Consider the following 18,114-nt stretch of genomic DNA (forward strand, 5'->3'; position numbering starts at 1 on the left):
ATCTTTTATCACTACTTTTGCCCATGTGGTAATTTTTATTGGTGGAACAACAAAATTACACACCTAAGGCGAAACCGAAAGGGAGTAGCCTTTTTTTATGCAAATTTTAGTCGGTCAGTAGTGATAATAAATAACGTATAACAGTTCCAAAAGTCAGGTTAGATATGTCCTATTTTAACCCCGTAAAAACGTTTTTTATTGGTTGAAAATCAAATAAAAAATAAGTGTAAAAATATAAAGGATGAGTCCACTGTAAAAAGTCGAGAACTTTCAAAAGCAATATTTAGCAAATAGTAGTTCTAAAAATTTTGAGGCTCTTCAACTTGTTTGCTGAGGCGCCTGGAAACGAAAGTTGAAGCGCCTCAACATTCGTTTCCAAGCGCCTTTAAATTTTCTTATATCATGCTTTCAAAAAAGCAATAACAAAACAGACAGACAGGTCACAATTGTGGTGAAAATCCGGAATTGTTTTTCGGGTAATATTTTTATTAGTTTTACTCCCAAATAACCACCAATCAGGATAAAGGGAACGGCAATCAGATTTAATGTCAACGTGGATATTGTAATATTATCCCAAACCCAAACCTGAATGGGTAGCTTTAAATAATTTACCACTAAGAAAAACCAGGCGTTAGTTCCGATAAAGCTAAGCTTAGGCATCTTTACTGATAAAAGATATATGGCCATTACGGGGCCTGCGGCATTGCCTATCATGGTTGTAAATCCTCCTAATAGACCAAATAAAGGGCCGTACCACCAATGATTTGTCCATGTGTTCTGTTGTCCTTTCCACTCAAACCAAAGCATCACAAAGATTGCAAACAGCAAACAAATTCCCAGTAAAAGTTTGAATCCCTCGGGTGGAATCATTTTATCCACTAAAATAGCCACGCCAAATCCAAATAGTGCTGAAGGTAATAATTTGAAGATATATCGCCATTCAGCCACACGGCGATAATAAAACACAGCTATCAGGTCGGCAAAACAAAGCATCGGAAGGATCAGTCCGGTTGAGGGTTTCGCGCCGAATGCTACGGCCATAATGGGAACAGTCAGCATACCAATTCCCTGAATACCTGTTTTGGATATTCCGATGAGTAATGCAGAAAAAAACAGTAACATTAAATTTAAAGGGGATTGCACCCACATGGATATATCAATATTCATCTCGTCGTTCGTGATTTCGAGTACAATAGTACGTCTTTTAAAAATAGCAGAGTACTCTTTTATCTTTTCTTAAGCACAAAAAATAACTACATTTGTCTGGTTAAATGAAACAAAGATTCAAATGAAACAGATAGGAGTATTAATTACGTTGTTTTTGTTGCTGTTGACAGGTTGTGGAGGTAAACAATCTGAAGACAAAATGGTCTCGGTAACGATTGAACCGCAACGTTATTTCGCCGAGAAGATAGCTGGAGATAAATTTAAAATCAATACGGTTGTCCCTTCCGGTCAAAATCCGGAATCGTATGACCCGACTCCTCAACAGATGGTGCAGGTGAGTCGTAGCAAGGCTTATTTACGAATCGGACATATTGGTTTTGAAGAAGTTTGGATAGATAAACTTCAGGAGAATAATAAAGAGATGAAGTTTTTCGACCTTTCCGAAGGTATGGAATTGATAGAAAATGCCGAAGAACATCACCACGAACATGAGCATGACCATGAGCATGGTGAGGAATGTAGCCATAGTCATTATGGCGTTGATCCGCACATCTGGAGTTCGATTACCGGAGCTAAAAAAATGGCCTGGAATACATTGAACGCATTTATTGCGTTAGATAAAGAAAATACGCAGTTCTATTGGGAAAATTATAACCGGCTTATGACAGAAATCGAGGCTACGGAACAAGAGATTGAAAAATTGTTAGCTCCGCTGAAAAACCGGACATTTATTATTTATCATCCGGCATTGACTTATTTCTCTAACGAGTATAATCTGACTCAATTGAGCATTGAGATGGAAGGTAAAGAACCCTCGCCCGCGCAGTTGAGACGTCTGATTGATACCTCGCGCGAATCTGGAGCAAAGGTGGTGTTTATTCAGCAAGAGTTCGATAAGAAAAATGCAGAATTAGTTGCAAAGGAAACGAACTGTAATTTAGTTGTTATTAATCCGTTTGATTATGACTGGAAAAAAGAAATGATTCATATAGCACAAGCATTGGCTGATGGAGAAACTAATTGAAATAAGAAATGTCTCTGCTGCATACGGCAATAAAACGGTGTTGCGTAATGTAGATCTGGATATTTATAAAGATGATTTCCTGGGGATAATAGGACCGAATGGTGGTGGTAAAACGACCTTGTTAAAGGTAATGCTTGGATTGCTTACACCTGCTTTGGGAAGTGTGACTTTCTGGAATGATAGGGAAGAGACCTCTTCTTGTAAGATCGGTTATCTTCCGCAAATCAATAATATTGATAAGAAATTTCCGATATCGATCTGGGAAGTCGTAGCTTCTGGCTTAGCCGAACAGAAGCCGTTATTTCGTGCATACACGAAAGCGCAGGAAAAACGGATAGATGAAGTGCTGGAGCAGATGGGAGTCAAAGAACTCCCTACGCGTCCGATCGGAGAATTATCCGGAGGACAGTTACAGCGGGTTCTGTTAGGAAGAGCGATTGTGTCTAAGCCGCAAGTACTGATCTTAGATGAACCGAACTCCTATGTGGATAAACGCTTTGAATCTCATTTTTATGACTTACTGTCTGAAATAAATAAAGAGAGTGCGGTTGTCTTGGTCTCTCATGATATAGGAACGGTAGTGAGCATGGTGAAGAATATTGCTTGTGTAAACGAAACGTTGCATTATCATTCCGGAAGTGATGTGACTGAAGACTGGCTGACGCATGTCTATAATTGTCCGATTGATATTGTAGGACATGGTGATTTGCCTCACCGGGTGTTAAAAAGGCATGAGAATTAACCTTTTGTTGATTTGTCGGTATGTGTCCAGGAGTATATTGTATGATAGGGTTGCCCGAATTCGGATTTATTGTTTGGGTTGCCGTTCTTTTGTTTGGTATCAAAGCTGTTTCGCAAAATCCATTTATCAGTCGCGGGCAAAAAACACTATGGATATTAACCGTATTAGTGCTTAACTGGATTGGGCTGCTTTGGTATTACTATACATTTTATATGAAAGATAATAAGGAATAATTATGAAAATCCTGATTACCGGCGCCAGCGGATTTATTGGCGGATTCTTAGTGCAAGAGGCATTGAACAGAGGATATGAAGTTTGGGCAGGGGTACGCAAAAACAGTGACCGGTCTAATCTGCAGGATAAACGCATACATTTTATCGATCTTCGTTATGATGATATTACGACTTTGTCCACCCAATTAGCCGAACTCAAAGAAACACACGGAGTACTGGATTATGTGATACATAATGCAGGTTTAACCAAAACCCTGAATAAAGATAATTTCTTCCGCGTTAATGCACTTTATACCAAGAACCTGATTGAAGGATTGCACGCTTCAGGACATTCGCTCAAGAAATTCTTGCTGATGAGTAGTCTGAGCAGTTATGGCAAAGGAGATGAAAAAACTTTCCGTCCGATTCGTCTGGATGATCCGCAGAATCCGGATACTGCATACGGTAAAAGTAAGTTAGACGCAGAAAATTTCATTCGTTCTCAATCCTATTTTACTTATGTTATTCTTCGTCCCACAGGGGTTTACGGACCGGGTGAGAAAGACTATTTTGTGGAGATAAAAAGTGTACAGTCGGGAATTGACTTTGCTGCAGGAAGTATTCCGCAACGGATTACTTTTATTTACGTAAAAGACCTTGCGCGGGCAGCTTTTCTTGCCCTCGAAAATGAAAAAGTAGTAAATAAGCATTATTTTGTGGCAGACGGAGATGTGCATACCGATGAATCGTTTGCCAAAATGATACAAGACATTCTCAAAAAGAAACATGTCCTTCGGGGACGTATTCCTCTGCCCTTAGTACGTCTGGCTTGCATTTGTTCCGAAGGAATAGGAAAATTACTGGGTAAGAGTATGACGCTGAATACCGATAAATACATCATCCTGAAGCAACGTAACTGGATTTGTGATGTTACGCCACTCCAGGATGATCTGGGTTTTATGGCTCAATATCCTTTACGCAAAGGACTGGAAGAAGCTATTGAATGGTATAAAAAAGAAGGTTGGCTTTGAGATCAGTCCACTTTCTTTATAGAACCCGATCCGGCCACTTTTTTCGTGATTTCAGGGTCGCCTTTGTAGCGTATTTTTCCGCTTCCGGCAATTTCCACATTAATTTTATCACTAACACTCATTTCTACATCTCCACTTCCTGCAATTGAGCAAGAAAGCTCTTTTGACTGTAAGTCGAAGCCTTTAACCTCTCCACTTCCCGCTATAGATAAACTTACTTTGTTTGCTTCACCGCCTAAGATTAAGGTACCGCTTCCGGCTATCTCTGCATCAAATTCGCCATAAACAGCCTCTGCAGATCTTAATGTGCCGCTACCAGCAATATGTGTCTCTAAATCGTTTATTTCAGCACGGTCAGGCATGTCAACGTAACCGCTTCCTGCTATAGATATTTCTAATTTGTCTGTAACTAAAGGACTATTTATAGTCAACTTGTTACTACCTGCCAATTTAAAAGATTTAATCGTCGTAGAATTGGTTCTTATCGTAAACTCGGTAGGCTTAATCCGGTACATCTTTTCATATTTCTTTTGGGGTTTGATTTTGAGCTTTCCGTTTTCTACTTCAAAAAGAAATATGTCCAGAATGTTTTTATCCGTGGTTACTGTCAACTCCGGTTCTTTCTCCGATTGTTCATAGTAAGCCTCTATTTTTCCTCCTGCAAGAGTTAAAGCAGTATAATCCGTAATAGCGATTTTTTCTGTAACGACATTTCCGTCTCCTTCGATCGTCCGCATCGGGATGCAACTTGTAATTGCTAATAGTAATGAAAGGCAGATTGTTAAAGCAATACTCTTTTTCATGATTTTGTTTTTTTTATTACTGTTCTTGATTATAGGACGATCGAATTCAAAAAAAGGTTACAACATATCAACAAAAAAAGATTAGTCCTTGCTGATTGAACCTAATCCGGATTTCTTCTTCGTTACTTTTGCATCACCTTTATAAGAGATATCTCCTATTCCGGAAACTGAAGCATCTAATTCTTCACTGGCATATACTTCAATATCTCCTGCACCCGAAACAGAAGCAGAAACACTCTTAGCGATTAAATCATAAGCTTCCACATCCCCAGCTCCGGATACGGAGAATTTTGCTTGGTCTGCTTTACCTTTTAGATTGATATCCCCTGCACCTGAAACTTTTGCTTCCACTTTTTCGCATGCGAGTTTTTCTATATCCACATCTCCTGCTCCGCTAATTGAAAGTTTTACGGTCTGAATATCTGCTTGTTTCTTCATGATAATATCTCCCGCACCACTTACTGAGACGTTTAGTTCTTCTGATTCAAAGGGGGTCACAACAATAAAATCCATCGAACCCGAAACCGCAACCTTATTTAAATTTTTTGATGAAGCGTCAATGACCAATTTGGTAGGAGTTATTTTGTCTCTTTTTGTAGTTCTGATGGTTAATCTCCCATTAGAAGATTGTATATCTAAATAAGGAATCAGATTTTCATCTGTCGTTACAGTTAAAGAACTCGTACCTGCTTTCTGGCTATAGTTAAGTTTGTAACTCTCTTTAATCTTACTCGAGAACAGTTTGTTATTGTGCACAATATTTCCTCCGATATCAATCTTATCGAAGTCACCAACTTGAATTTCTTTTGTAACAATATTACCGTTTCCTTTCACATTCTCTGCATTTCCTGTAAATACCCCGAACAGGCAGATGGCTAAAATAAATACTTTTGTTCTCATATTTTCTTTTTTAATGATAATTGTTCTGTTTATATGACGTAAACTCATGAGCGAAGGTTGCACTTTTTATGCGAAAAATTGTTTCAATATAGATTATATTTTAAAGAGTTTGTACTTTAGCTGTATATAAGACGATGAATAAAAGAGGTTAAAATGAAAATAACGAAGACGAATGCTGCTCGTATATTAGATAAAGCTAAAATATCATATGACCTGATTCCTTACGAAGTGGACGAATCAGACCTGAGCGCAACACATGTTGCCGAACAGTTGAATGAACCTGTTGAGCAGGTGTTTAAAACCTTAGTTCTGAAAGGAGATAAGACAGGATTTTTTGTCTGCATAATACCGGGTGCTGATGAACTCGACCTGAAGAAAGCGGCCAAAGTGTCCGGGAATAAAAGTTGCGATATGATTCCCCTGAAAGAATTGCTTCCAACAACAGGCTACATAAGAGGGGCATGCAGTCCGATCGGAATGAAAAAACATTTTCCTACTTATATACATGAAACTTGTCTGACATACGACCGAATATACGTAAGTGCCGGTCAGAGAGGTCTGCAGATTCATCTTTCACCAACCGATCTCATCAAAGAAGTCCGGATCGAGGTGGTTAATCTGATATAAACAGAGTCAGGACGAGTACGTAGTAAACCAATGAGTCGCTTTTTCGCTATAGGTTTTTGAGATTGGTATGTCGGGGACTTTATCGATACCGAGTTCCATATAGATGCCATCCTTTTCGCGACGTATTACTTTTACCTGATCAAAATTGACCATGTACGAACGATGGCAACGCATAACGTTTGTGTCGGCAAGACTTTCTTCAATGGCCTTTAGTGAATTACGTAACATGAATTTGGTCAGATTTCCTTTGTTCAGATACCAGATACAGACGTAATTATCAGCAGACTCGATATAGAGCAGATTCGTTCGTTTTACAGAAAGTCTTAGCTCGTTCTTCTCATCATAAAAAGAATATACGTTTTGTTGCGCGGCAACGTTTGCCCTTTCTTCTGCAAGCATACGCAACAAACGTTCCTTTTCTTTATATGAGAAATACAGATGTATAGCGGAATAGGGCAAGAGCAATACCAAACTGGTATTAATGGCCGATTCTTTAAATACAGCTAAATATTCGCGTTCGGGATTAAGCACCAACGTGTATATCGTATAGAATAAAGACATGAAGAGTATTTCCAGAATGATCCAAACGGCATAACTACCATTACTGATACTATGCTTCTTTCCCCAGTAGTACATTATAATACGACTGATTACAACGACTAATACACCCGTAAGTATAATAAGACTTGAGAATACAAAGAATTTAAATTCGGAGACGTTATACCAATTCGACGAACTGAAGGGCTTGTATATATTGATGAAAACAAGAGCAAAGAAGGCGGTCAGAAGAATCAACCGGATGATGTTTGACTTTTCATAAATGTAAGACGGAATCTTGTTTGCAAGTACGCCCATAATGTGATTAGTTTTTGAACAAAGGTACACAATCTCTCGCTGAAGTTCATCCCGCATATAGGAATTTCACCCCTAAATAAGACTTTCTACCCCTTATGAAGCCCGCAGGAACCATTTTTTTTGAAAAGATCAAACTCTGTTGTTTGTTTGTATCAGCGAATAAAAAAACAACAGGTATGAACATTGCATTGCGTACAAAATTCTTAAGTCAATTATTCTCTTACGACAAGAGAACGACTATCGAAGACAGCAAACTGGAAATTATTCCTTATCAGTTTACGCAAACGGTAGGCGATGGTGAGATACATAATTTCCAGAAAGAGTTACCCACTACCGGTTTTTGTCCGGTAACGGATAACGATATTTTGGAGAATAAATCTTTTACCTATACGATCTTTGCTCCGAACGGACGCGAACGCCGTGATAAGGCCATTATTCTGTTACATGGATTGAATGAACGTACATGGGAGAAGTATCTGACGTGGGCAGAATCGCTTGCACTCTCAACCGGAAAGCCGGTAATTCTTTTCCCGATAGCATTTCATATGAACCGTACTCCGATTGCCTGGAATAATCCGCGTGAGACGATGCCCTGGGCAGTTCTTCGTAAACAGGAAATCGCAGACTTGTGTAATTCAACTTTTGCCAATGTCGCTCTGAGTAGCCGTATATCCTGCCACCCGTTGCGTTTTTATGCTTCCGGGAGAGAGTCTGTTTACAACCTTTGTCAGTTAGTTCGCGAGATAAAAAACGGTGAACATCCATTGTTCTGCGAAGATACATCGATCAATCTTTTTGCATATTCTATCGGTGCTCTGTTATCACAGGTTTTATTGCTGGCCAATCCCGAAGAAATGTTCTCGGATACTCGTTTGTTTATGTTCTGTGGTGGCTCCATATTCACTGAAATGAATGGTAATGCGCGTGATATTTTAGATAAAGAAGCCTTTGACCGCCTGCAACTTTATTTTAGGAATGATTTTTTGGAACGATTGGATATCCCTTCGTCGTTTAAGAATGATTTCTTAGAAGAAGCATTTAAGGCAATGATACGACCGGATGTGTTGACAGAATACCGTGAGTCTTTCTTTAAACGTGCCTGTAATAGAGTCCGTGCCATATCATTAAAGAATGATGTCGTTATGCCGACTGCCGGCATTGTTTCTGCTTTGGGAGAAGCTTCAGGCAAAATACTGAAGGAGTTTGATTTTCCTTTTAAGTATTCTCATCAAATTCCTTTTCCTGTAAATGGACCTGCTGATCAGGAGTTGGTTCGAGAGTCATTTAATCAGACGTTTGGTGAAGCCGCAGCGTTTTTGTAAGTAATAGCTTTTTTTTATCTTTGCGCCATTAATTTTCAACCAAAACAATATATGAAGAAAAAAATTATTCTCTTTGGAGCCATACCTATGGCTGTTTGTCTTTACCCAAACCTTATGAAAGCCCAAACTACCTCTCCGGATCAATGGGAGATATTTGTATCAACAGATAATGCAGTTCTACTTACGGACACGTTTCGTATGCAACGTTTTGAGGGAGATATGCAGGATAATTGGCCTTATACAGGCGGAGAAGGCTGTTCCATAATTGAAGCATCAGAGACCGGATTCACAGAGACAAGTGGAGGAAAACTTATGCATCTGGACTTAGGAAGTTCGTTGAAATTTTCTGACGCAGTTTCCCCGATGCATCAAACCGTAAGAGGAGGTTTGTCTTATGTGGCCAAAAATGCTATGACCGGAGAGCAACTAAAGGCCGTACTATATGAAGAGACCAAAAAAGATACAGCTGTTGTATGTAAGGTGTTGAAAGAAGATTTTACCTCAGATTTGAAACATGTAAAGATTGGCAGGACTATATATGCGATTGACTTTCTTGTAGGTGATCCTTCCGCAAATACCAAAAACGGATATTACTGTTTAGATAGTGTTTATTTGTATGGTGATATACCAGTCTATAGTCTCTTTACGGGAAAAACCTCTTGGAACAATACGGTTGCCTGGTCTCATTTACCGGCAGAAAGACATCGGCATGCGTTGATAAAGGGGGAAGTTTCCGTGACTGCTGATACGCATTGTGACAACGTAAGTCTTAATGGAGGAATACGAATTGAAAAGAATAAGGTGTTTCGTGTAAACGATCTAAATTTGTACGAGGCTTCTTCTTATATTACGAATGAAGGAGAACTTCTTTTAAATGGGAAAATTCATCTTACACGAACATTCCCTGAAAAAGGAGTCTGGTATTTCGTTTCTTTTCCTTTTGACGTATATGCGGATGGCCTTGACTCGGGTTTTACGTTAAAAGATGAGACTCCTAACGCAGGTGGTAATTATTTCTATGTACTGACTTATAACGGAAAAAGACGGAGCGAAGGGCAGTCTGTGCAGAGTAATTGGGATGTCTTGCCCGTATCAGTAACCCAAAGCGGTGAACCTGTTTTTGAGAAGAATAAAGGTTATCTGTTCGCAATTGACGAACAAGCTGATGCGACAACTATTTCCTTCTCTTCGCGATCAGAAGCTATTCCTTCTACATTTGGAAAGAATGCGGAGATAAATATTGATATTCCTTACACAACGACAGCCGATGATGCTAATTCCGGCTGGTTCTTTTGTGGCAATCCTCTCCCTGCTCCTATGCATGTAAATGAACTGGCACATCCGTCTTTAGATGGTTATGTTTATTTGTTTAACGGCGAAGAATACAGCCCGATACCTTTGGATGGAAATTATCTGTTGCCTCCTTATTCTGCCTTTTTCCTGAAAGCAAAACAGAGTACGACTCTCTCTGTAGGATCGAAGGAGGATGAAGGTCATAATGCTGTTCTACTGTCTGCAATGTATTCTTTGCATGATGCCAAAACAGAACCTTCAGCTACTATCACAACAGGTAATGAGGCGATTGTTAAGCATACTTCATACAGAATGGAAGCAACCCGGTTTTGTATTACTAATGCACCTGAAAAAGGAACAGTACATATTTGTGATGCAAATGGACGAACAATCTTAACAAGTTCATTTGTTGAAGGAGAAACCAAACAGATTGCATTACCTGAACAGCCGGGATTTTATGTTTTACTTCTTCAAACGCAAAACGGACGAATAGAATACAAACTTATCCGATAATGGAATCAAACTAATCCTGTATATTTGGGCTGTAGAAAAATTGAATAAATGAAAAAGGTTAATATAACTACAGCCCTTTTATTGGTTTATCTGTTGGTGATAGGCGTGCTTTTCTGGCCTGGCAATAATCCGAATGTTGAATCTCTTCAATATTGGGGCGTTCTTGGTGGTACTCTTTTTATCATTATCGTCCTTCGTATTATTCAGATTAAACGCCTGAAGTTGCGTGACAAATGGCGGAGAGAAAACGAAGAGACGCGGTCTGATAAAACAAATCACTAAGTTTACACAGACAGTTTGTCTTTCAGAAAACGCCCGGTGTAGGATTCTGCGCATTTTGCAATTTCTTCCGGAGTACCTGCGCACACCAGAGTACCTCCTTCTTTTCCTCCTTCCGGTCCGAGGTCGATTACATAATCAGCGCATTTGATTACATCCATATTGTGTTCGATAATAACAATTGAGTGTCCGTTCTCCAGCAGTGCATTGAATGCTTTTAATAAGGTTTTTATGTCATGGAAATGCAAACCAGTGGTTGGCTCGTCAAAAATAAATAAAGTAGATTGTTGTTTCTCTTGTCCTAAATAATAGGCCAGCTTTACACGTTGATTTTCGCCTCCCGACAATGTTGAAGAGGTTTGACCTAATTTGAGATAACCTAAACCTACGTCTTGCAACGGTTTCAGTTTTTTGACGATTTTCTTCTCCTGGCTACCTTGTTTTACACTAAAGAATTCAACGGCCTGATTAATGGTCATCTCTAATATATCATAGATATTCGCTCCACGATATTCAACTTCCAATAAATCCGAACGAAAACGTTTTCCATGACAAGCCTCGCATACTAATGTAATATCGGCCATAAACTGCATTTCTACCGTTATCTTGCCTTCTCCTTTACATTCTTCACAGCGTCCTCCTTCTTTGTTAAACGAAAAATAAGCCGGGGTAAAGTTCATTTGTTTAGATAAGGCTTGTTCGGCGTAAAGTTTTCGTATCTCATCATATGCGCCGATATATGTAACCGGATTGGAACGTGAACTTTTACCAATTGAGTTCTGATCAACAAATTCCACTTGTTTGACTAATTTCAGATCTCCTTCCAGACCGGTACAATCTACACTTGCCCGTTCGTTTCCTTCAATCGCATTTTTTACTCCCGTATAGAATATATCACGGACTAATGTACTTTTGCCGGATCCACTCACACCGGTTACCACGGTCATACAGTTAAGCGGAAATTTGACGGTTACTCCTTTCAGATTGTTTTTTCGCACGCCTTTTACCTCTATGTAGTTGTTCCATGGACGACGAAAGGGAGGGAGGTCAATTTTGTCTTCTCCTGTCAGGTATTTAACCGTATAGCTATTGCTGTCTTTTTGTAAATTGTTGACGTTACCCTGATAAACCACTTCACCACCGAGGCGACCGGCTTTAGGCCCAATATCTATAATGTAATCTGCCGCCCGGATGATCTCTTCATCATGCTCAACAATGATTACCGTATTGCCTAATGATTGTAGCTGACGCAATACTTTGATCAATAAATCCGTATCTCTGGAATGTAACCCGATACTCGGTTCGTCCAAGATATACAAAGAACCGACTAAGCTGCTGCCTAACGATGTCGCCAGATTAATACGCTGACTTTCTCCTCCCGAAAGAGAAGACGACAACCTGTCAAGCGTAAGGTATCCCAGCCCGACATCTATTAAAAATTGCAGACGGCTGTTTATCTCCGTCAACAGCCGTTTGGCAATGGCCGCATCGGTTTCATTCAACTCTAAATGATCAAAAAAGTCCTTTACTTCCGTAATCGGACGGCTTACCAATTGCGCAATATTCTGTCCGTCCACTTTCACATAAAGAGCCTCCGGCTTTAACCGGCTTCCTTTACACATCGGACAGGTTGTTTTTCCCCGGTAACGTGCTAACATTACGCGGTATTGAATTTTGTATTGATTCTCTTCTACGAACTTGAAGAAGTCGTAAATGCCATGAATGTTTTTTGTCCCGTTCCAAAGCAGCTCTTTCTCCTCTTCAGATAGTGCATAATAGGGACGATGAATCGGAAAATCACTTGCCGATTTTACAAAATCTTTCAGCCATTCACCCATCACATCCCCCTTCCAACAAACCACTGCACCTTCGAAAACAGAAAGACCTTTGTCCGGAACCACCAAGTTTTCATCGATTCCAAGTACTTTTCCATACCCCTCGCATTTAGGGCAAGCCCCCAATGGATTGTTGAAGCTAAACATCATATCCGTCGGTTCCATAAACGTAATCCCGTCGGCCTCAAATTTCTTAGAATAATCCTTTGTAACAGTCTCCTGCTCCGTATAAATACGAATACGACAAGCCCCATGTCCTTCGAAAAATGCTGTTTCAACCGAATCCGCTAACCGGCTTTTTAAAATCTTATCATTGGATACCGTCAGACGGTCAATCACCAGCTCCATATCCTTTTCAGACATAAGAGACTCATTTTCCAAAACTTCCGGAATGCGATATACCGTATCCTTTACGAGTAAACGATTATATCCTTCCTTCTGTAAAATTTCCAATTGCTCTTTTAAAGAACGCCCCTCAGGAGGAATGACAGACGCAAAGACGGCAAAACGAGTTCCCTCAGGATAGACAAGTACCTCGTTACGGATATCACTAACCTGATGTTTCTTGACCTCTGTACCCGAAACCGGTGAAATGGTTTTACCTATACGAGCATAAAGAAGGCGTAGATATTCGTATATTTCAGTTGACGTACCAACCGTAGAACGCGGATTGCGGGTGTTCACTTTCTGTTCGATGGCTATGGCAGGGGGGATTCCTTTGATGTAATCGCATTCCGGTTTGCTCATCCTTCCAAGAAACTGGCGCGCATAAGACGACAGGCTTTCTACGTATCGCCGTTGCCCTTCTGCATATAACGTATCAAACGCCAACGATGATTTTCCGCTGCCTGAAAGTCCCGTAATAACGACTAACTTATTGCGGGGGATTTCTACATCAATATTTTTTAGATTATTAATTCTGGCTCCTTTAATAAGGATATTGTTCTCTTTTGCCATAACCTGTACCCGTTCTCTTTTTTTGAAGACACAAAGATACGAAATCTTTCGCACCGTAATTTTTTACTCTCTTCACAAGGCATAAAAATGAAAAAAAATAATCATTAGAATAAATAAAAAAATATAAAGGATATTTTTCCAAAAATATCCTTTATAATTGGAAAAATAACCTTTATATTTTTGTGGCAATTTTTTCTTTGATTTTCAAGAGAGAAAAAATGCCCCATTTACGGGGTTAAAAATGGGGTTAAAAACGGGGTTAAATAAGTATATATTTGACCTGTTCAACGAGACCGGTGAGGATAATAATCTTTTGTCGTCTGTGAGTTGGCAAAAATAGCCTGTCAAATTCATTTAAAAGAGTATTCACTAAAAATAATATTCTGTAATTTCACCATCGGTTAGAGCTTGTTTTAATCTAAACGAATAAATGTGATGAAAATAGTTAGAATCCTTTTGATTGGCCTCGCAATTGTTGTTGTTTTACTTGTTGTCTTAGCTTTAGGAATCTCTACTTTTGCAAAAAATTACGTGGAGAAAAACAGTAAGGAGTTGATCGGAAGAAAAGTGCTGATGAATGATTTGGACTTGAATATTTTTACGGGAACCCTTTATCTTGATTCAATACGTTTATACGAGAAAGATGATACTACGATCTTTGCTTCAATCGACTCTTTTTACGTAAATCTGGAACTGTTACAGCTCTTGAAAAGTAAAATAGAGATTGCTCAATTGCGCTTTATTCGTCCTTATGCTGCAATTCTTCAGGATGGTGATGTGTTTAATTTTGATGATTTTTTCGCTGAAGGGGATACGGTAGAGAAGGAAAAAACTCCTTCTTCTTTTCCGGAGTCTGTATTGGTCCGTAATATTTATGTTGACGGCGGCAGATTGGCTTATACCGACCAACAGCTGAATAATACGATCCGGATGAACGATTTAGGAGTCGCGATACCCGAACTGGCTTTTGAACGGGGAAATACAAAAGCGGGGATACATCTGAAAATCGGAGATTCTGCTACCCTGAACAGTGAATTAACCATGAATATGCAAACAAATGAATACTTGTTGGCATTACAATTAGAGAACCTGCCTGTCGAAATAATAAAACCCTATATGGCAGAACGCTTCAATATAGATTCTTTTGATGGAACGCTGAATACCGATCTGAAGATTAACGGGAATACGGATCATATGATGGACTTTACTGTTAGTGGGACGGCAAAAGCTGAAAATTTTAATATGACCAACGGCCAACATGAGCCTGTTCTTGCTATGAATGAAGCTGTTGTAAGTATGAATAAAATTCATCTGCCGACTTCTACCTATCTTTTTGATTCGATTGAAGTGAAGGGAGGTAAACTTGATTTTATTCTTCATAAAGATTCAACAGATAATATCAATTCTCTTTTCAAAGCGGCTGCAGACATCGCTTCGGTTGATACGACTGCTGAGGAACAAATCGTGTTTAAGGTTGCAAAACTACATGTCACGGAGTCTCAATTGACATATCTGGATCATACATTGCGGAGTTCGGAATTCAGTCTGCCTCTTTCAAATGTTGATTTTACGTCGTCGGATTTTGATTTGAATTCAACAAACAAATATGATGTGAAGGCGACTGTACCTCATGGAGGCAAAATTGATTTCAGCTGGAAGGCGAATTTTAATAACTTGTCGGATCAGGAGATAGCGGGTAATTTCCGTAATATCAACTTGGGCTTGTTTACGCCTTTTTGCTTAGACTACACGGCGTATGATATAACAAAAGGTAATATGAATTTCACAACGAATAATAAAATACAAAACAACTATATTCAAAGTGAGAATAAAATAGATGTATATAACATGCGGGTAGGGAAAAAACGGAATGATATAAAGCCGGAATACAATATCCCGCTCAAGTTGGGTTTGTATATTTTGAGAGATAAGGATGAAAAAATAGAATTTGATATTCCAGTCAAAGGAAAGATCAATGATCCGGAATTTTCATATAAAAAGATCGTACTCAAAACAATTGTTAATCTGATTGTGAAAGTAGCCGTCTCCCCTGTACGATTTATCGCCGGTTCTTTAGGAATGAATCCCGATGAAATGGCTTCGATGCCTGTTGATGCATTGCAAACGGAAATAAATGCCCGGCAATATAGTCAATTAAACGAGCTGGCAGGTATTTATTCACAAAAACCGGAAATGGTTTTGCAATTGAAGCAATACGTAAATCTGTCTGATGCGCTGGATGATTATGTCCTGTATCAGGCTAAAAATGATTATCTGATCTCCCGTACTCCGGAGAAAAATAATCAGTTATTTTCCTATGAAGAGGCGAGCGACAGAGTTGCAGATGACGATGATAATCTGAAAAACTATATAGAGAAAAGAAGCGCAGATGGAGAAAAGAATATCGTTAAAAACCTTTCTTTGAGAGACAAGCTATACTTGATTTTCCCGAAAGATTCAATGCAAAGTCTGCTTGTTGAAAAACTCAAAAACAGAGATGAATACATTAAAAACTATTTAGTAGGCACCGGAGGCATCCCGATAGAAAACATAACGGTAGAGACTGCTTCGATGGACTCTCTTTCACACTACAATGGAAAGTCGCAATACAAGATTGAACTAACCTTGTCTGAAGATGAATAGAACTGCGTCAGTCAATATCCGTGCTACTTAGTTTCTTCTTATCAGCATATGAATTAAGAATTAGAGTCAGAGCGCCGTCGGACGTAATGTTGTGGGTCGTCCCAAAACTATCTAAAAGTGCAAATATGCTAATCATCAGGGCTGTGCCCACTTCGTCTATTCCTAATACCGCATGAATAAGCCCCAGAGAAGTGATAAGCGTACCTCCCGGAAGTCCGGGCGCAGCAATGGCGAATATTCCTAACAAGGGAATAAAAATGATCATTTTGTCGAGTCCGGGCATCGAGCCGTAAAGCAATTGAGAAACCGCAATTGTGAGGAAGACAACATCGAGAATTGAACCGACAAAGTGGATGTTACCGAGCAAAGGAATCGCAAACTCTCTGACATCCTTGCGAAGTACGGGGCTTTTCTTTGTTTCCTCTATCGCCACACCAAGACTTGCGGCAGAAGACTGTGTTCCCAAGGCAGTCAATATAACAGGTCCGTAAAATTTCAGAACTTGCCAGGGATTTTTACCTGAATACAGACCCGCGGTAATGTAAAGAAAACTGATCCAGGTTATATGACAAAGCAGTGTAATCAATAAAATAGCGAAGAAAACAGGTAAACGGGAAGCCAAAGCACCTTCATAAGCTAAGACACTGAAATTAGAAGCAATAAACAGGGGGAGTATTGGTAACAAAAAACGTTTAACCATTGTGAATACCAAAGACTGAAACTCATAAAGTGCTGCTTCAATTCGCTCTGCTTTCGTCCAGATAATGGACAGCCCTAACATAAAGGCAAGCACTAATGCGCTTAACACAGACATCAGAGGCGGAATGTCTAATCGGAATATCATCTCAGGTAATGCTTTGCCCGCGTCCGTTACGGGAATGATATTCAGCAACGGAATGCTCGTATAGCCTACGACAGCAGCCAATGACGCACTTCCTACACATGACGCATAAGCTAATAAAACGGCGGCAACCAGTAGTTTCGATGCATTTTTCTTTAATCGCGTGATGGAAGGAGTAATGAATCCGAATATAAGCAACGGAATCAGAAAAAAGATTATTTGCCCTAATACATGCTTTATCGGAAGAATAACGCTGATAACTGTTTCATTGGCAAAATGACCGATAATAAATCCGGCAATCACGGATAGGATCAACAATACACTGGTGTTAGAGAGTATCTTTTTCATTCTTTGCATTTGTTTGTTCGAGACGCAAAGTAAATTAAATAGTAAAGTCTGCTAAATACCATATTCGTGGTATTTAGCAGATTTCAATAGAAAAACGAGTTTATTCTACTTCGGTTTGTCTCTCAGCTTATGCCTGAATAAAAAAAGAAAAACTTTTGCGAAGTCTCTGAATATTTGTATATTTGCACCTTGAAAAGAGGCGAGGATGAGGAGGGGGCGGATAGTCCCCTTCTTTATTCTCATATTTAGAACCTATGATTGATAAAAACGAAATAGTTCGACTCGCTGAGGAAAAACTGGCTTCATCTACGATTTTTCTGGTAGATGTTCAGATTAAGCCGGGTAATATGATTGTTGTTGAGATAGATAGCGACGATGCTATTGGGATTGATGATTGTGCCGAATTGAGCCGTTATATTGAAAATGCTTTAGACAGGGAAAAGGAAGATTTTGAACTGGAAGTAGGATCGGCCGGAATAACTTCACCGTTGAAAGTGTTTCGCCAATATAAAAAGTATATTGGGAAAGAGGTAGAGTTATTGCTGGTAAAAGGAATTAAGGTTACCGGTATTCTGAAGTTTGCAGACGAGAACGGTCTTGTTGTCGTTGTGGAGAAAAGGATAAAACCGGAAGGCGCAAAAAGGAAAGTGCTTGTTGAAGAAGAGCAGGCATATGCTTTTGACGAAATAAAACATACAAAATATTTACTAAGATTCAAGTAA

Annotated in this window: 16 protein-coding genes; 10 read left to right on the forward strand and 6 right to left on the reverse strand. The window is 39.3% G+C overall.

Annotation, left to right across the window (positions count from 1 at the left end; all coding sequences use genetic code 11):
* Positions 1-408 precede the first annotated feature (408 nt).
* Positions 409-1,167 carry a sulfite exporter TauE/SafE family protein gene (locus PHT93_RS04355; protein ID WP_300239936.1) on the reverse strand — a complete coding sequence of 253 codons (759 nt, stop codon included), beginning with the start codon at positions 1,165-1,167 and terminating at the stop codon, positions 409-411.
* Positions 1,168-1,288: 121 nt separating this feature from the next.
* On the opposite strand from PHT93_RS04355, the gene PHT93_RS04360 reads away from it, so the two are divergent.
* Genes PHT93_RS04360 through PHT93_RS04375 form a run of 4 tightly spaced genes read left to right on the forward strand, consistent with a single transcriptional unit; the run spans position 1,289 to position 4,176 of the window.
* Complete coding sequence (locus PHT93_RS04360) at positions 1,289-2,191, forward strand: zinc ABC transporter substrate-binding protein (RefSeq protein WP_300239938.1); 903 nt, start codon at positions 1,289-1,291, stop codon at positions 2,189-2,191.
* Positions 2,175-2,933, forward strand: a complete 759-nt coding sequence (locus tag PHT93_RS04365; protein WP_300239939.1) for an ABC transporter ATP-binding protein — start codon at positions 2,175-2,177, stop codon at positions 2,931-2,933. The genes PHT93_RS04360 and PHT93_RS04365 overlap by 17 nt, the downstream gene beginning before the upstream one ends.
* A gap of 41 nt (positions 2,934-2,974) precedes the next feature.
* Positions 2,975-3,166, forward strand: coding sequence for a hypothetical protein (locus PHT93_RS04370; RefSeq protein ID WP_300239941.1), 192 nt, complete (start codon positions 2,975-2,977; stop codon positions 3,164-3,166).
* A gap of 2 nt (positions 3,167-3,168) precedes the next feature.
* The gene (locus PHT93_RS04375; protein WP_300239944.1) at positions 3,169-4,176 is read left to right on the forward strand and encodes an NAD(P)-dependent oxidoreductase; all 1,008 of its coding nucleotides are present in this window, start codon (positions 3,169-3,171) and stop codon (positions 4,174-4,176) included.
* 2 nt (positions 4,177-4,178) lie between these two features.
* On the opposite strand, the gene PHT93_RS04380 is transcribed toward PHT93_RS04375, so the two are convergent.
* Both PHT93_RS04380 and PHT93_RS04385 read right to left on the reverse strand, forming a co-directional pair.
* Complete coding sequence (locus PHT93_RS04380; RefSeq protein WP_300239947.1) at positions 4,179-4,979, reverse strand: head GIN domain-containing protein; 801 nt, start codon at positions 4,977-4,979, stop codon at positions 4,179-4,181.
* A gap of 81 nt (positions 4,980-5,060) precedes the next feature.
* Positions 5,061-5,879 (reverse strand): head GIN domain-containing protein, encoded by an 819-nt coding sequence (locus tag PHT93_RS04385; RefSeq protein ID WP_300239950.1) that lies wholly within the window; start codon positions 5,877-5,879, stop codon positions 5,061-5,063.
* 153 nt (positions 5,880-6,032) lie between these two features.
* On the opposite strand from PHT93_RS04385, the gene ybaK reads away from it, so the two are divergent.
* Positions 6,033-6,506, forward strand: a complete 474-nt coding sequence (ybaK, locus tag PHT93_RS04390; RefSeq protein WP_300239953.1) for a Cys-tRNA(Pro) deacylase — start codon at positions 6,033-6,035, stop codon at positions 6,504-6,506.
* 6 nt (positions 6,507-6,512) lie between these two features.
* On the opposite strand, the gene PHT93_RS04395 is transcribed toward ybaK, so the two are convergent.
* The gene (locus PHT93_RS04395) at positions 6,513-7,361 is read right to left on the reverse strand and encodes a LytTR family transcriptional regulator DNA-binding domain-containing protein (RefSeq protein ID WP_300239955.1); all 849 of its coding nucleotides are present in this window, start codon (positions 7,359-7,361) and stop codon (positions 6,513-6,515) included.
* 176 nt (positions 7,362-7,537) lie between these two features.
* Here PHT93_RS04395 and PHT93_RS04400 point away from each other — a divergent pair, with 176 nt between their 5' ends.
* From PHT93_RS04400 to PHT93_RS04410, 3 genes are read left to right on the forward strand one after another with little or no spacing between them, the layout of a single operon-like run.
* Positions 7,538-8,683 (forward strand): DUF6051 family protein, encoded by a 1,146-nt coding sequence (locus PHT93_RS04400; protein WP_300239958.1) that lies wholly within the window; start codon positions 7,538-7,540, stop codon positions 8,681-8,683.
* 51 nt (positions 8,684-8,734) lie between these two features.
* Positions 8,735-10,489: a T9SS type A sorting domain-containing protein gene (locus tag PHT93_RS04405; RefSeq protein WP_300239960.1), complete on the forward strand. Its 1,755-nt coding sequence runs from the start codon at positions 8,735-8,737 to the stop codon at positions 10,487-10,489.
* 48 nt (positions 10,490-10,537) lie between these two features.
* A complete protein-coding gene (locus tag PHT93_RS04410; RefSeq protein ID WP_300239962.1) occupies positions 10,538-10,771 on the forward strand; it encodes a hypothetical protein in 234 nt (77 codons plus the stop codon).
* A 2-nt stretch (positions 10,772-10,773) separates the two neighbouring features.
* Here PHT93_RS04410 and uvrA read toward each other — a convergent pair whose 3' ends face one another.
* The gene (uvrA, locus tag PHT93_RS04415; protein ID WP_300239964.1) at positions 10,774-13,560 is read right to left on the reverse strand and encodes an excinuclease ABC subunit UvrA; all 2,787 of its coding nucleotides are present in this window, start codon (positions 13,558-13,560) and stop codon (positions 10,774-10,776) included.
* A 435-nt stretch (positions 13,561-13,995) separates the two neighbouring features.
* Between uvrA and PHT93_RS04420 the strand changes: the two genes are divergently transcribed.
* Positions 13,996-16,203, forward strand: a complete 2,208-nt coding sequence (locus tag PHT93_RS04420) for a DUF748 domain-containing protein (RefSeq protein WP_300239966.1) — start codon at positions 13,996-13,998, stop codon at positions 16,201-16,203.
* 7 nt (positions 16,204-16,210) lie between these two features.
* Here PHT93_RS04420 and PHT93_RS04425 read toward each other — a convergent pair whose 3' ends face one another.
* Positions 16,211-17,392, reverse strand: a complete 1,182-nt coding sequence (locus tag PHT93_RS04425; RefSeq protein ID WP_300239968.1) for a cation:dicarboxylase symporter family transporter — start codon at positions 17,390-17,392, stop codon at positions 16,211-16,213.
* Between the two features lie 254 nt (positions 17,393-17,646).
* On the opposite strand from PHT93_RS04425, the gene rimP reads away from it, so the two are divergent.
* Positions 17,647-18,114, forward strand: a complete 468-nt coding sequence (gene rimP / locus PHT93_RS04430) for a ribosome assembly cofactor RimP (protein ID WP_300239971.1) — start codon at positions 17,647-17,649, stop codon at positions 18,112-18,114.

The organism is Massilibacteroides sp. (genome assembly GCF_028705895.1).
Lineage (GTDB): Bacteria > Bacteroidota > Bacteroidia > Bacteroidales > Tannerellaceae > Massilibacteroides.

Excerpts from the sequence above, each read along its gene's own strand:
- ybaK (WP_300239953.1), top strand. The coding sequence starts at position 6,033 with ATGAAAATAACGAAGACGAATGCTGCTCGTATATTAGATAAAGCTAAA.
- rimP (WP_300239971.1), top strand. The coding sequence starts at position 17,647 with ATGATTGATAAAAACGAAATAGTTCGACTCGCTGAGGAAAAACTGGCT.
- PHT93_RS04385 (WP_300239950.1), bottom strand. The coding sequence starts at position 5,879 with ATGAGAACAAAAGTATTTATTTTAGCCATCTGCCTGTTCGGGGTATTT.
- PHT93_RS04370 (WP_300239941.1), top strand. The coding sequence starts at position 2,975 with ATGATAGGGTTGCCCGAATTCGGATTTATTGTTTGGGTTGCCGTTCTT.
- PHT93_RS04400 (WP_300239958.1), top strand. The coding sequence starts at position 7,538 with ATGAACATTGCATTGCGTACAAAATTCTTAAGTCAATTATTCTCTTAC.
- uvrA (WP_300239964.1), bottom strand. The coding sequence starts at position 13,560 with ATGGCAAAAGAGAACAATATCCTTATTAAAGGAGCCAGAATTAATAAT.
- PHT93_RS04395 (WP_300239955.1), bottom strand. The coding sequence starts at position 7,361 with ATGGGCGTACTTGCAAACAAGATTCCGTCTTACATTTATGAAAAGTCA.
- PHT93_RS04420 (WP_300239966.1), top strand. The coding sequence starts at position 13,996 with ATGAAAATAGTTAGAATCCTTTTGATTGGCCTCGCAATTGTTGTTGTT.
- PHT93_RS04355 (WP_300239936.1), bottom strand. The coding sequence starts at position 1,167 with ATGAATATTGATATATCCATGTGGGTGCAATCCCCTTTAAATTTAATG.
- PHT93_RS04365 (WP_300239939.1), top strand. The coding sequence starts at position 2,175 with ATGGAGAAACTAATTGAAATAAGAAATGTCTCTGCTGCATACGGCAAT.
- PHT93_RS04425 (WP_300239968.1), bottom strand. The coding sequence starts at position 17,392 with ATGAAAAAGATACTCTCTAACACCAGTGTATTGTTGATCCTATCCGTG.
- PHT93_RS04360 (WP_300239938.1), top strand. The coding sequence starts at position 1,289 with ATGAAACAGATAGGAGTATTAATTACGTTGTTTTTGTTGCTGTTGACA.
- PHT93_RS04380 (WP_300239947.1), bottom strand. The coding sequence starts at position 4,979 with ATGAAAAAGAGTATTGCTTTAACAATCTGCCTTTCATTACTATTAGCA.
- PHT93_RS04410 (WP_300239962.1), top strand. The coding sequence starts at position 10,538 with ATGAAAAAGGTTAATATAACTACAGCCCTTTTATTGGTTTATCTGTTG.
- PHT93_RS04405 (WP_300239960.1), top strand. The coding sequence starts at position 8,735 with ATGAAGAAAAAAATTATTCTCTTTGGAGCCATACCTATGGCTGTTTGT.
- PHT93_RS04375 (WP_300239944.1), top strand. The coding sequence starts at position 3,169 with ATGAAAATCCTGATTACCGGCGCCAGCGGATTTATTGGCGGATTCTTA.